Source organism: Photobacterium kagoshimensis (genome assembly GCF_050337045.1).
GTDB lineage: Bacteria > Pseudomonadota > Gammaproteobacteria > Enterobacterales > Vibrionaceae > Photobacterium > Photobacterium kagoshimensis.
Window position 1 is genome coordinate 239,540 of sequence record NZ_JAKJSO010000015.1, and the last position, 12,821, is coordinate 252,360.

The window sequence follows — 12,821 nt, forward strand, 5'->3', positions numbered from 1 at the left end:
TATTTTGTGAAAGGCAGCTAAATATCTGGATTATTACGGATCCTGACATAGCGAGCAAAGCGTGGAATCCCGTTTTCTGTGAGGCCGTTATAACGATAGTTCACTGTCGTCCCGATCTTTGGTGGTGACTGGCGTTCTGTATCTTTAAAACCACTGCCAATTTTGAACTTGATATTGTCGGGAGTCATAACCCAAATTGCCCCCATCATGCCGCTATATTTTCCTTTACCTTCTTCATAGCCAATAACTTTAGCTTCAGCATCTTGGTAGCGTTTCAACTTTAAAAGTTGCTCGCTTCGGCCGAACTGGTACAAGTTATCTTTATGATGGATCATCAAACCTTCGCCTCCAGAATTTGATGTCGTATCCAATATTTTTTCTAATTCATTTAGATCGCCGACTTCAAATTGTTCGATCACTTGAAGGTGGGGGTGATTTAGCGCTGTGATGGATTCGTTTAGCATGGTGTAGCGTTGGGAAAATGTCATGTCTGGAGTGGGTGTGTCGTACACCATAAAGCTGACTCTGAGCCATGACTCTTCATTAGGCGTGGTATCGAGAACTGTTCTAGCGACATGCTGGAAACCGCCGCGACCAGCCCATAGCTCACCGTCTAGTGGAATGGTTGGGAATTGGTCTGTAAACCAATCAGGAGCATTGAGCTTGTTACCAGAGCGGGTGACGAAGCCTTTTCCATTCCAAAATGCGCGAATACCGTCTAATTTTTCGCTGATCAAGTACTCATTGATAGAGTCTTCTAACTGGTGCTTATTTTGTACACTTGTTAAGAGTAAATCTTTGGCTTGCATAATGGCAGGTGCGGGATCATGCGCCAATAAAGGAAAAGACAAGGTTAACGCGAGAGCAATAGGGGTTATTTTCATACCAGATCTCAAGCAGTAAAAGCCAATAGATGTTACCTATGCTAGTGGAAATTAGCGTAGATATTGGTTTTTATGCTCATAGTGGTATATGGGCTGCTTTTTTAATTTAGTCTCATATAAAAATGAGTATAAATTGGAGCAAAATAGAAGGAAATTGGTATTCATGCTGAGCTGCGTTAGAATCCCATGCCAATTGGGGATCATACAAAAAGAAAAGCTAACAGTAACAGTGTTAGAAAATACAGGTTGACTATGCAAGTAACAAAGCTAGGTATTCAAGCGTTTCTAAACAAGAAAAATATTGAGTTTACCTTTCGTAATTATTTTATTCATGTCATGAGCTTCATGGCGTTGGGGTTATTTTCATCACTTCTTATTGGGTCAATTTTAAATACGATTGGTATTAAGTTTGGCGTTCCCATTTTATCTGACACACTGTGGCCAATTGCAAAACAAATGACAGGCCCTGCAATTGGTGTTGCGATAGCGTACGCACTAAAAGCGCCACCATTAGTGCTTTTTTCGGCAACAACAGCAGGTGCTGCGGGTGCTGCAATGGGGGGGCCTGTTGGTGCTTATATTGCGGCAGTGGTGGCAACGGAGTGCGGTAAGCTAGTAGCAAATGAAACTAAAGTCGATATATTGGTCACACCTGCCGTAACTGTAACTGTTGGGGTGCTTGTTGGTAGCTGGGTAGGACCACATGTCGGCGAATTAATGGATGGTCTGGGCAATATCATCATATCTGCTACTCAGTTACAGCCGCTGCTAATGGGCGCTGTTGTCGCCGTATTAATGGGGATGGCATTAACTTTACCGATTAGTAGTGCGGCTATTGCGATCATGCTGAGTTTGAATGGCTTGGCTGCGGGTGCGGCGACTGTCGGGTGTTGTGCACAAATGGTGGGTTTTGCCGTAATGAGCTTTAGAGAAAACCGTTGGGCAGGGCTTGCGGCTCAAGGTATAGGAACATCTATGCTTCAAATGCCTAATATCATCCGCAACCCTAAAATTTGGTGGCCGCCTATTATTACGTCAGCAATTTTGGGCCCAGTAGCAACGCTAATCTTTACCATGGAAAATACACCATTAGGTGCAGGTATGGGGACATCGGGCTTTGTTGGTCAAATTCAAACCTACATTGCGATGGAAGGGACTGGCTTAGCGGATGGTGAGATTTATAAAGCAATCCTAATGATGCATATTGTCGCTCCTGCGGTTATTACACTCGTGATTGCAGAAATGATGCGCAAAATAGGCTGGATTAAGCCTGGCGACTTAACTTTAAATCTCTCTAGTAAATAATTCTGACCAAACTATTTAGCTGCTGTCATCGGATGGCAGCTAAGTGCCTCACTGATAGCCCACATTGATAAAATGCATCCGCTTGAACCTTATCAGCCACAAAAGATAAGTGTGAATCCATTCCATCCATGCTTAAACGTGTCTTGTTTCCTCTGGTTTTAAATACATCAATAAATGTAACGGCATTACTCGAAGGCGCAGCTAGCGTTGTTGCATAAATCGGGGCATTACCAAGGTCTTTATAAAGGCGATGGCTAACGGGGTAGTCTTGATTGGCATACCAATTATTTAATTTGGTTGCAGATTGGCGAAGAAAACCTTGAGTCTCTTCTGCAAAAGCATGACGGTGAAATACGGTTACCGATGCTTCTTCATTGGCTGATAGACTTAATAGCAGCACAATGTCTTGTTGGTTACGTTCTTCATTCACCGTTAAAAAACAGGTGTTACCTTGCTGGTGGTAACTCGAATTTTCAAGTAATGGTGTTGAGAATGCTGATACGGTTAAGAATAAAAGTGGAGTAACCATTACTTGCCTCCTTGAGCATTAATAATATCGCAGTGCGAAATGTGTCTTCATGACTTGAATGTAGTGAGCTTTAGCTGAGAAAGATGTCTTACAGACTGGATTACGTTAGCCTGAGATATCGTCTTAATAATTGGACAGGTAAAATTACGGAAAGTGCAGTGATAAAATTGATAATGTACTGACATATCACACAATCTAACTGATATGATTAGTCATAGAGCAGGCTGGAATGTGAAGAAGGTAACTATGCCCTCAGAAATGCAAAATGGAAGTACGACGTCATCATTGGTAATAGCGGCACTTGTTGGCTCTGTGGTTGGCTTTATTTTAGCAACCGCAGTTTGGCAACGTGAACAACGTCCAACAACGGAACAATATCAACGAGCGGTTGATAAAAATCAGCAGTTAGAAAGTAAACTCACAGAGCTTAAAGCGCGTTATAGTGAGCTTGAAACACAGTCCTCGCTCGATAAAGAGCAGTACAATACCAAGCTTGAAATGGCGAATGCAGAATTAGAGCAACAGAAAAAAGAATTTGATGCACAGCTTGTAACGCTGAAAAAACAACAAAAAAAAATGACGGTTACTCAGAAAAAGCTAGATACAAAAGTTGTTGCTTTAAAAACAACAGCAGAAAAGCAGAAAGTTGTTCTGGATAACTCAAAAGCGCTTTATCAGCAACAGTTGAAGCTACAAAAACAAGTCGATGATGCGAAGCTTGATGTGAAAAAGGCCCAAGCTGTTGCTAAAGAAGCAAAGAAAGCGTGTGACGAATTTAAAAGCGGAACAAGCTGGGACTGGGTATCAGAAGCGGATTGCACAAAATACGAAGCTAAATTGGACATTGTAGAAGGTGAACAAGCTAAGCTCAGCGCGTTAGAGGCAGAGTTAGATGTGCTAAACCGTAAGATCGAAATAGCGTTACCCAAATAGGTGTCACGTTTACGCGCGTATTGAATTTTTGATGAGAAAGGTGGGTTAATCCCGCCTTTTTTGTAACTGTATAACAAGGATTGCATGTGAAAGAGAATCTATTTGCCCAAATACCTAGCGCGTTACCCCACGAGGTTTTCGATGATTTAGTTAAAGCCCCTAACGTACGGATCGAGCGCATTGTGTCAAAAGGCCATACTACGCCAGATGGTGATTGGTATGATCAAGAACAGAATGAGTGGGTAATGGTCGTAAAAGGGCAGGCGAAGCTGCTTTTTAAGGAAGGTATGGTAGAAGTTAATTTACAGGAAGGTGATCACATTAATATAAAAGCCCATCAGCACCATCGTGTATCTTGGACTGATCCAACACAAGAAACGGTCTGGCTTGCTGTCTTTTATTAATCATCTAGTGCTGATAAATAAAAGGCTTACTCATTATCCATGACGATAATCGAGTAAGCCTCTGTTAGCGGTTAAATGTTCAATGTGCCAGTGGTCAGTAAAACAATAGCGGAACCCGCCATGAGGGTGAGAGTTATCGCGCCTAACCATTCCCCTTTACCATTTAGTAACGCTTGCTTACGCTCTTTACGTGTCCAAAATAGGACTAATAATCCTGGGAAGTAAAGCAGGGCAACCAGTAGCAAATAATCCAAACCCGCCGCATAAATTAGCCAAGTGCCATAAATGGTCGCAATTGCGCTGGCAAGTAGATCCCAACGCTGTGCGCTGCGGTTACCTTGGTAGCAATTGTTCTTTAAAGCCACTTGTAGGCCGTAAGCCGCCGAAAGACCATAAGGGATTAAGATTGATGATGTTGCGATATTAACCAAGGTTAGATACGTACTTTCACTAAATAACGTCATGATTAAGAAGGCTTGCACCCCGATTGTAGAGGCAGTTAACGCAGCAATTGGTGCGCCATGGCTATTTTCGCGAGCAAACCATTGAGGAAATAAACCTTGTTTGGCAGCGACCATGGGCGCTTCAGCCGTTACAACAGTCCAGCTGAGTAAAGCGCCACACACGGAGACAATAAGGCCAATATTGATCAGCCATGCACCCCATGGTCCGACAATGTGCTCCAATATTAATGCCATCGATGGGTTATTCAGTTCAGCAAGCTCTTGTTGCGTCATTACGCCAAAAGCAAACAGTGTCACCGCAACATATAAAACTAGCGCAACAAGCAGAGCAATAATGGTCGCTTGACCAATGGCTTTACGACTTTGTGCTCGGCCTGATAATACCACTGCACCTTCAATACCAATGAATACCCATAGCGTGATTGACATGGTATAGCGGACTTGGTCCACAACATTGCCTAAACCATTGTTATTTTGCGCCCAAATATCCATGCTGAATTTATCAACATTAGCGGCAAGTACAGCAAAGGCTAAAAAAGCACAAAGCGGGACTAATTTCGCAAAAGTAACCACAATATTAACTAATGCGGCTTCTTTTACGCCTCGTGTCACAAGGTAGTGCATTAACCAAATTAGCACTGTTGCACCCAGCATGGCTTGCCACGTATTTCCTGAGCCAAATAAAACATTACCCGGAGAATCAGTAAAGTAGCCAATTGCACTGAATACAACAACTGCGTAAGACGTATTTGCTAATAGCGTATTTAGCCAGAAGCCCCAAGCAGAATTAAAACCGAGAAAATCCCCAAAACCAGCTTGGGCATATGCAATGACACCGCCGTCTAGGTCGGGTTTTCGAATAGAAAGGCTGTAAAAAACGCGCACTAAACCTAGCATACCAATACCAGTAATAAGCCAGCCGATCATGACAGCACCAGGCCCAGCGCCTGCAGCCATGTTTTGCGGCAAACTGAAAATACCAGCACCGACCATAGTGCTCAAGACTAGTGCGGTGAGAGCGCCCAGTCCTAATTTATTATTCATTATGAGTTTTAGCTTTTTAATAGATGCTATTAAGCCTAGTAGTAAACATCAGAGTAACGTGTAGTTATTCATACTGGTGGTAAAGGTGAAGAAAGAAGATTGCACCAAGATGTCTATCTATTAACTATAGCGATAGAGTAAATTGGCAGTAACGATAGAGGATTGTCGTATAAACATCAATTTCAAGATGATGGTTTGCTGAATATATCTTCGCTTTTTATGGTTTTATTTTCGCTGGGGAGTGATTGAATCGATTTGGGTGCAGGGCAAAGGATACAAATGATGCCAATGAAGCGAAGCAAGCTCAGTGATAAAGCCCTGAGCATTGCTATTTACGGCTTTAAAAAGCAACGCGACGTGCTAGTGCTGAAGGGTACTGGCGCTGTTCTGCTAATGCCTCGGCAAAGCCTTCGACCTGCGTCAATGTGAGGTTCTGTGTAACAGGAAAATCAGCCTCAAGTGAACACGACTCCCTTTTGGCAATAAGTTCAAGCGATTGCAGCTTTTCGACAACAGCATCCGCAGCAGAAAGGGCCGAAGAGGCTTTCACTATTTCAGTTCTCGCATAATTAATGCCATCAAAACTAATATCAGCAGCGCGTAATGAAGCATCTTGCCCTGGTATTTGTTGTGCGCCAAATAGCGGTTTACCACCGACGGTTGCCGTTGAAAACGCAGGTACAAACTGTGACATGTGGTTAATTGCCCGTGAGCTTCTTAGTTCAACTTCTTCTTGTTGCCATGTTTGGGTGAGCTTTTTAATAAAAGGAGCTCCCAATTCTGGCTGTGCATTGGTTGACGTGGAATGTACTAACCCCTTGTTAAATAAGGTGATGTCTTCTGTCATCCCATGCAGTTGAAAGTAACCATCAGGGTAGGGGGTTAACTGCGCCATGCCATTTGGGGTGCCGCGTTCACCATGGAAAATGACCTCAGGCCATGTGCCTTGGCTATTTTCCCAGTGAGTGACATAAGCCGCTTTGAATTCCACCATACGCTCACGAGGCAACTGAGCAATATTATCTAATGTACCCGTCCGGTAACCGCAGGCATTGATCAGGTAATCAACTTGTTCAATGTCTGCAACCCAGTCTTTTAACTTGGTATTAAACCGCTGGTAGTGAATATCCCACTGTTGAGTAGAGGTATTCTGCTCTAGGTGATTCACTTTTGCGCCAGTCAACACGTGACAGGTAGGCAGTTTAGATAGTGCCAGTGACGCTGTAGCGGCGATACGAAATACACTCAATCCATACTCTTGGACTAATACCAGTGGGTACTTAAATTCATCAAGATTGAGGTTTTTTGCTACTGGGATCATCCAGTCGTCAAGCGTTGAAGGTACAGTTGGTAATGCTTTAGATGCCAGCATGGTTAAGGTCGCTTGATCATAAAGCTTGAAGTAATCGCATGGTTCACCGAGTACTTTATTTCTCACATCGTCTTTAACTAAGCATTGGTATCTCTGCTGAAGCAGCTTAAGCCGCGGTATGAGTGCATCGGGTTCGCCATCGTCACGTGTTGGTACCGCGATGACAGTAGGTCGAACATTGGCTGTGTGCGAAAAGACTCTGAGTGTATCGATTGATTGCTTCAACAAATCTAAGCATTGTTGGTCGGAGATTTCACGGTATAGATTACCACCCGCGTGTAAGTGACAAATTGGAGGACCATTAACAAGTGAAGTACCTTCTTCAAATAACACAACGTCGATACCAATTTCAGCGAGACGTAATGCGATAGTTGCCCCTGCAACGCCACCGCCAACAATGCCAACTTTTGTAGGTGCTTTGCTGTTATTTGTATTGTTCATAATCATTGGGTAATAACAATCAATCCGAAAAATCGAGAGGCTATTCTACTTAGCCAAAACAGGTATTGAAACAGTTAGAGTGTGAACGTTTGCCTTTTAGTTAAACAGTTGACGAAATAAGGTGCATTTTAAGCAGGTGTTAAGCGTCACAATACGCGCTTCGATGACCTTATTGTGCAGCTTATGACGAAGGTTAACGTGAATAAAGGGTAGCTTTGTATGAAAACGTAAGAAAAGTACCCACTTGAAGGGAATTTAGCGAGACCAAGTAACAATCTACTGATAGTATTGCCACACTAAAATAAGTTTAAAAAGCGCTCCATAAGCCAAATGCGTACCTATAGACAGATTTATAGCTAAGAATTGCATGACATCGAACCTACAATGATGGGTAATGTTTACATTTCATAAATCTGTAAGCCCTAACGAGGTTAAATCAGCGTCGTATTACACTGCATAATAGTGTACGTAGGTAACAAGAAGCGCACGGAGTGAGTATGACACCGTCAGTATTAATATGTGATGACTCCGCATTAGCCAGAAAGCAAATGGCGCGCGCTTTACCAAGTTCGTTGAATGCCGAAGTTACCTTTGCTGTGAATGGCCTTGATGCCCTAAAACAGCTGCAACAAAAACAATTTTCGTTGATGTTCCTTGATCTTACCATGCCAGAAATGGACGGGTATCAAACGCTGCAAGCGATCCAAGAACAAGGCATCGATATCAAAGTGATTGTGGTTTCTGGTGACATCCAGCCGCAAGCGCAATCTCGTGTGAAAGCACTAGGTGCTATCGACTTCTTAAAAAAACCTGTTGATAAAGCCCACATAAAAACATTAATGCAGGAGCTACTACCGCCACCTGCTGAATTTGATTTTGATGCACCCATCTCGCGTACCGCTATTCCAGCACTGCGTCGTCGTGATATTTATCTTGAAGTCGCCAACGTGGCTATTGGCCGTGCCGCTGATTCGTTAGCACGCCACTTCGATGTGTTTGTAAATTTACCACTACCAAACGTGAACGTGTTTGAAGTGAGCGAACTCCATATGACCATGCGTCATCTGGCTAGTAACAGCAATATGTCTGGAGTATGCCAAGGGTTTAGTGGGGAAGGGATTGCAGGTGAAGCGCTGGTTCTACTCAGTGACTCTAGTGTTAGCGAAGTCATGCAGTTGATGCAATATCCAGAAGATAGCGGGCAAGATTTTGAGTTAGAGCTTCTAATGGATGTCAGTAATATCCTAGTAGGCTCATTCTTGAAAGGGCTAGGGCAGCAGGCTGAAGTGAAGTTCTTCCAAAGCCACCCTGTACTGCTTGGTAAGCATCAGCCAGTCGATTCTTTTATCGATCAAACATCAGGAAACTGGCGACGAACGATGACGTTCGAAGTGAGTTACTGTATTGAAAACACAAATATCAAATGTGACATGTTGCTGATGTTTGTTGATGAATCACTGCCACTGCTTGATAACAAGCTGTCTTACTTATTGGACGAGGATTAAAGAATGCTGTCGCTACCCGCTGAATTCGAGCAGTTTCACTGGATGGTCGACATGGTTCAGCATGTTGATCTTGGCTTGGTTGTGCTTGATCGTGAATACACCATCCATGTTTGGAATGGCTTTATGGTCCACCATAGTGGCAAGCAATCGCACGAAGTGATTGGTAAAACCCTGTTTGAGGTTTTTCCAGAAATTCCAAAGGAATGGTTTATTGCTAAATCACGCCCAGTATTTAACCTAGGGTGCCGTAGCTTCTTGATCTGGCGCCAGCGCCCTTATTTATTTAAGTGCCGTAACGTCAGACCAATTACGCAGCAAGCTTCGTTTATGTATCAGAACGTGACGCTGAACCCAATGACCTCACCAAAAGGCACTGTAGACTACTTATTTCTTGCTGTTGAAGATGCAACAGCAGAAGCGATTGCTGAAGGTGCTACCGCTAACAATTAAGCATGTGCTGAGTGTTGAAAATACTGGTTATTAAATATGGCTTAGAAAATACTAATAGCCAGTATTTCCTCTTAATATATACAAAGTCCCTCTTTTTTATTCCTATCCGCTTTGATTGTTACTACTCGTGAGTAATTTTCCGCTATTGGTAGCACAGAAAGTGAAGTTGTTTTTTCTTGCCAATTCGTAAAATGGCTTCCTTTTGTGTCATGAATTTTCCAAAAATTTGATATATCTACAATTTTTGACTGTTAAATTTTGTATTTAATGAATACTCGAACTAAACACAAGATCGTAGTGGCTCAAAATAATAAGGATATTCAATATGTCTAAGTTCACCTATGTTTTACCGCTAGCTCTCTTGATTTCAGGAGCAGCACACGCAGTAAGCGACAACCCTTGGTATGCAGGTGCCCGTATTGGTGGTACGCATTACAATAATTTTGAAGGAATCATTAAAGGGGCTGATGATCAGCTAGATAAAGATGATTTCGGGGGCGGTGTTTTCGTTGGTTATAACTTTGTTCCTTGGTTTGCTTTAGAAGGGGGTTATACCCATCTTGGTAAACTAAAAAGTAAAGTTGACGGTGGTGGCTCTTTTGAAACACAAGGTATCGATCTTGTGGGTAAATTTACTTGGCAAGCGATGGATTCTTTTGATCTGTTCGCAAAAGCAGGTGGTTACGGCTACAAAGTAAAAGTCGATAGCGAGAAAAAAAATGGCTTTGCGCCTACAGCGGGTGTTGGTGCTGAATACTTCTTTACCGATAACTTATCCACTCGACTTGAGTATCAATACTACTTCAACCTTGGCGATAAAGATAAAACAGGCCGTATAGATGCTCAATTTTACGGTATTAGCTTAGTGTATGGTTGGGGCGCACCAGCTCCCGTAGCTGTTGTTGAGCCAGAGCCTGTCTTAGCTGAACCTGTCGTCGTAGAGCCTGTTGTCGTGCAAGTCGAGCCATTAACGCAATTGTTACCATTTGGGTTTGACAGTAATGCATTATCACAAGCTGATATTGATCGCTTGCAGCCTATTGCCCAACGTTTAGTGGACTACCCAGAAACTGAATTGTTTGTGATTGGTCATACTGATAGCCGTGGTGCTGAAGCGTACAACCAAAAACTATCGGAACAGCGTGCTGATGTTGTAGCCGGTTACCTAGCGGGCCACTTCAATATTGATGCAAATCGCATTAAAACTGAAGGACGTGGGGAAACGCAACCAATCGCAACAAATGATAATGAAGATGGTCGCGCTCAAAACCGCCGTGTAGAAGTTTACACACCTGGTTTTGAAGTTCAGCAGTAAGTTTATTGGTTCATCCTGATTAAAGCGCCGCAAGGCGCTTTTTTTGTTTCTGATATTTATCAGATCATGCTTGCTGGCTAAAATCATGTTAAGAGCTAGGCTAAGTGCGATTTTGCTCTCACTTTTATTCAATCTGCGCTGAAATTTTCAGCAGTTAAAATAATTGGCGCTTGCTGTGTTCTAGCGTCGTGCTAATGTGTCTAGAGGTATCTCCATAAAATTTATGGAAATTAGAAAATTAAAGGGTAGAGGAATAGATGATGGATATTAACTTTTCACCAAATGAAGCACGTGTGATTGGTTGTTTGCTCGAGAAGGAAGTCACTACCCCCGATCAGTACCCCTTAACCTTGAATGCTATCACTACAGCCTGCAACCAAAAAAGCAGCCGTGAACCCGTGATGGCGCTAACAGAAGCCGAAGTGCTTGATACCATTGAGTTACTAAAATCGCGTCACTTCATTCAGGAAGTCACAGGCTTTGGTAGCCGAGTTGCTAAATTTCAGCACCGTTTTTGTAATACAGAATTCAGTACGTTTCAGTTTAGCGAACAAGAGAAAGGGGCTGTGTGCGTTATGTTACTTCGCGGCGCTCAATCTGCTGGTGAAATTCGAACGCGTACAAATCGGTTATGTAAATTTGCCGATGTGAAAGAAGCCGAAGCGGTACTTGATCATTTAGCAGAACATCCGAAAGGGCCATTTGTGGTTAAATTACCGCGTGAAAATGGGAAACGTGATTGCCGCTATATGCATTTGTTTAGCGGAGAGGTGGATGTCGACAATTTTGTCGTTGCCGCCCCTGTAACGGCAAGCACAAAACCAACCGTTTCAGAAGAGCGTATTGTTGAACTGGAAGAGCAAGTTGCTTCATTAAAACAAGATGTTGCCGAGTTACGAGAGATGCTTGAAAGTCTAACAAGTTAACTTATTTACTGACGTGCACCATAGCTTTACAGTCAGACCTGTTACATTAAAAGCTCAGCAATTGGCTGAGCTTTTTGTTTTTTTACTTGCATATAGTCCATACAGCGACAGTAGAATCCCAATAGAGCAATGAAAGTGTCCAAATCGCTAATTCCCCCAATAGCAACTGAGCTCGATAGCCAAAACCCGCCGTTAGAGGTGGTGGCGAGTTCACTGGTAAAGCCCTGGTCGGTGTATTTAATTCGGATGCGTAACAATAGTTTGTATTGTGGCGTCACGGTTGATGTCTCACGGCGATTTGCGCAGCACCAAACGGGTAAGCAAGGGGCAAAAGCCTTAAAAGGTAAGGGCCCACTTTTGCTAGCCTGGTCGCAAGAGGTGGGTGATAAGCGCCTTGCTATGCAGTTAGAATATCGAATTAAACGGTTAACAAAAGCCAAAAAAGAAGCCTTAATTCAAGGGCAGTGGGATGTACTAACCTTAGTCACGAATGAATAAATAGTATGTGATCTGCTGGATATTTGCTCGATCCTTGCTGATAAAGTGCGTGCTTATCTATCTGAATAAGATGGAAATTGCTTAACCCTTCCATTCTGGCTACACTCCTGATATTAACTTCTCAGGTGTACTTTCTCATGGCGCTAAAAGCCACTATCTACAAGGCACAATTCAATGTTGCCGATCTTGACCGTCACGTATATTTAGACGTAAATCACACTATTGCTCAGCATCCTTCAGAAACAGAACAGCGTTTGATGTTACGTTTACTGACTTGGGGTCTGAAAGCATCGGAAGATCTTGTTTTTACCAAAGGTCTGAGTGATGTTGATGAGCCAGAGTTGTGGAATAAAAATTACAGTGACGAAATCGAACTTTGGGTAGATCTCGGTCTTCCAGATGAAAAGCGTATTAAAAAATCCTGTAATAAAGCCAAGCAAGTCTTGCTTGTTGTTTATGGTGATAATGCGACAGCGCAATGGTGGCAGCAGCATCAGCAAAAGCTAGCGGTATACAAAAATCTAGAGATCATGCAAATTGCAGATGAATCTTTAGCTGAAATGGAAGCTCTGCTAGAACGCTCGATGCAACTTCAGTTAACCATTGAAAGTGAGCAAGCATGGTTAAGTGCTGGCAAAGGTAGCTGTGCAATTACCCCTGTTTGGTTAAAACGCGCAAGCTAACAGCCTTACTTACATAATCTGTAATGTTCGAATAATATCGGCAACGTCATCTTAATTTCATTTTTAGT

The 12,821-nt window shown here is 42.8% G+C and carries 13 protein-coding genes; 9 read left to right on the forward strand and 4 right to left on the reverse strand.

Annotated features, from left to right (window positions below; all coding sequences use genetic code 11):
• Positions 1 to 17 precede the first annotated feature (17 nt).
• Positions 18 to 884 carry a DNA ligase gene (locus L4C35_RS14470; protein WP_428463546.1) on the reverse strand — a complete coding sequence of 289 codons (867 nt, stop codon included), beginning with the start codon at positions 882 to 884 and terminating at the stop codon, positions 18 to 20.
• A 252-nt stretch (positions 885 to 1,136) separates the two neighbouring features.
• Here L4C35_RS14470 and L4C35_RS14475 point away from each other — a divergent pair, with 252 nt between their 5' ends.
• Complete coding sequence (locus tag L4C35_RS14475; RefSeq protein WP_428463547.1) at positions 1,137 to 2,189, forward strand: PTS sugar transporter subunit IIC; 1,053 nt, start codon at positions 1,137 to 1,139, stop codon at positions 2,187 to 2,189.
• 25 nt (positions 2,190 to 2,214) lie between these two features.
• Here L4C35_RS14475 and L4C35_RS14480 read toward each other — a convergent pair whose 3' ends face one another.
• Positions 2,215 to 2,718: a hypothetical protein gene (locus L4C35_RS14480; protein ID WP_428463548.1), complete on the reverse strand. Its 504-nt coding sequence runs from the start codon at positions 2,716 to 2,718 to the stop codon at positions 2,215 to 2,217.
• A 246-nt stretch (positions 2,719 to 2,964) separates the two neighbouring features.
• On the opposite strand from L4C35_RS14480, the gene L4C35_RS14485 reads away from it, so the two are divergent.
• On the forward strand, positions 2,965 to 3,651 hold the full coding sequence (locus tag L4C35_RS14485; protein ID WP_428463549.1) for an AAA family ATPase: 687 nt from the start codon (positions 2,965 to 2,967) through the stop codon (positions 3,649 to 3,651).
• A gap of 80 nt (positions 3,652 to 3,731) precedes the next feature.
• Entirely contained in the window at positions 3,732 to 4,055 is a 324-nt protein-coding gene (locus tag L4C35_RS14490; protein ID WP_428463550.1) for a cupin domain-containing protein, read from the forward strand.
• A gap of 71 nt (positions 4,056 to 4,126) precedes the next feature.
• Here L4C35_RS14490 and L4C35_RS14495 read toward each other — a convergent pair whose 3' ends face one another.
• Together L4C35_RS14495 and L4C35_RS14500 are read right to left on the reverse strand one after the other, a co-directional pair.
• Positions 4,127 to 5,563 (reverse strand): basic amino acid/polyamine antiporter, encoded by a 1,437-nt coding sequence (locus L4C35_RS14495; protein WP_428463551.1) that lies wholly within the window; start codon positions 5,561 to 5,563, stop codon positions 4,127 to 4,129.
• Positions 5,564 to 5,903: 340 nt separating this feature from the next.
• Positions 5,904 to 7,382: an FAD-dependent oxidoreductase gene (locus tag L4C35_RS14500; protein WP_428463552.1), complete on the reverse strand. Its 1,479-nt coding sequence runs from the start codon at positions 7,380 to 7,382 to the stop codon at positions 5,904 to 5,906.
• Between the two features lie 491 nt (positions 7,383 to 7,873).
• On the opposite strand from L4C35_RS14500, the gene L4C35_RS14505 reads away from it, so the two are divergent.
• From L4C35_RS14505 to L4C35_RS14530, 6 genes are all read left to right on the forward strand, one after another.
• Positions 7,874 to 8,881, forward strand: coding sequence for a response regulator (locus L4C35_RS14505; RefSeq protein ID WP_428463553.1), 1,008 nt, complete (start codon positions 7,874 to 7,876; stop codon positions 8,879 to 8,881).
• Positions 8,882 to 8,884: 3 nt separating this feature from the next.
• Positions 8,885 to 9,331 carry a PAS domain-containing protein gene (locus tag L4C35_RS14510; RefSeq protein ID WP_428463554.1) on the forward strand — a complete coding sequence of 149 codons (447 nt, stop codon included), beginning with the start codon at positions 8,885 to 8,887 and terminating at the stop codon, positions 9,329 to 9,331.
• 325 nt (positions 9,332 to 9,656) lie between these two features.
• Positions 9,657 to 10,646, forward strand: a complete 990-nt coding sequence (locus L4C35_RS14515; RefSeq protein WP_428463555.1) for an OmpA family protein — start codon at positions 9,657 to 9,659, stop codon at positions 10,644 to 10,646.
• 260 nt (positions 10,647 to 10,906) lie between these two features.
• Positions 10,907 to 11,572, forward strand: a complete 666-nt coding sequence (locus L4C35_RS14520) for a YceH family protein (RefSeq protein ID WP_428463556.1) — start codon at positions 10,907 to 10,909, stop codon at positions 11,570 to 11,572.
• Between the two features lie 201 nt (positions 11,573 to 11,773).
• Positions 11,774 to 12,070: a GIY-YIG nuclease family protein gene (locus tag L4C35_RS14525; protein WP_428463691.1), complete on the forward strand. Its 297-nt coding sequence runs from the start codon at positions 11,774 to 11,776 to the stop codon at positions 12,068 to 12,070.
• A 137-nt stretch (positions 12,071 to 12,207) separates the two neighbouring features.
• Positions 12,208 to 12,753 (forward strand): YaeQ family protein, encoded by a 546-nt coding sequence (locus tag L4C35_RS14530; protein ID WP_428463557.1) that lies wholly within the window; start codon positions 12,208 to 12,210, stop codon positions 12,751 to 12,753.
• The last annotated feature ends 68 nt before the right edge of the window (positions 12,754 to 12,821 follow it).

What these genes read in the sequence shown, in the direction of transcription:
- L4C35_RS14470 (WP_428463546.1), bottom strand. Translation starts at nt 884, where the DNA reads ATGAAAATAACCCCTATTGCTCTCGCGTTAACCTTGTCTTTTCCTTTA.
- L4C35_RS14475 (WP_428463547.1), top strand. Translation starts at nt 1,137, where the DNA reads ATGCAAGTAACAAAGCTAGGTATTCAAGCGTTTCTAAACAAGAAAAAT.
- L4C35_RS14480 (WP_428463548.1), bottom strand. Translation starts at nt 2,718, where the DNA reads ATGGTTACTCCACTTTTATTCTTAACCGTATCAGCATTCTCAACACCA.
- L4C35_RS14485 (WP_428463549.1), top strand. Translation starts at nt 2,965, where the DNA reads ATGCCCTCAGAAATGCAAAATGGAAGTACGACGTCATCATTGGTAATA.
- L4C35_RS14495 (WP_428463551.1), bottom strand. Translation starts at nt 5,563, where the DNA reads ATGAATAATAAATTAGGACTGGGCGCTCTCACCGCACTAGTCTTGAGC.
- L4C35_RS14500 (WP_428463552.1), bottom strand. Translation starts at nt 7,382, where the DNA reads ATGATTATGAACAATACAAATAACAGCAAAGCACCTACAAAAGTTGGC.
- L4C35_RS14505 (WP_428463553.1), top strand. Translation starts at nt 7,874, where the DNA reads ATGACACCGTCAGTATTAATATGTGATGACTCCGCATTAGCCAGAAAG.
- L4C35_RS14510 (WP_428463554.1), top strand. Translation starts at nt 8,885, where the DNA reads ATGCTGTCGCTACCCGCTGAATTCGAGCAGTTTCACTGGATGGTCGAC.
- L4C35_RS14515 (WP_428463555.1), top strand. Translation starts at nt 9,657, where the DNA reads ATGTCTAAGTTCACCTATGTTTTACCGCTAGCTCTCTTGATTTCAGGA.
- L4C35_RS14520 (WP_428463556.1), top strand. Translation starts at nt 10,907, where the DNA reads ATGGATATTAACTTTTCACCAAATGAAGCACGTGTGATTGGTTGTTTG.
- L4C35_RS14530 (WP_428463557.1), top strand. Translation starts at nt 12,208, where the DNA reads ATGGCGCTAAAAGCCACTATCTACAAGGCACAATTCAATGTTGCCGAT.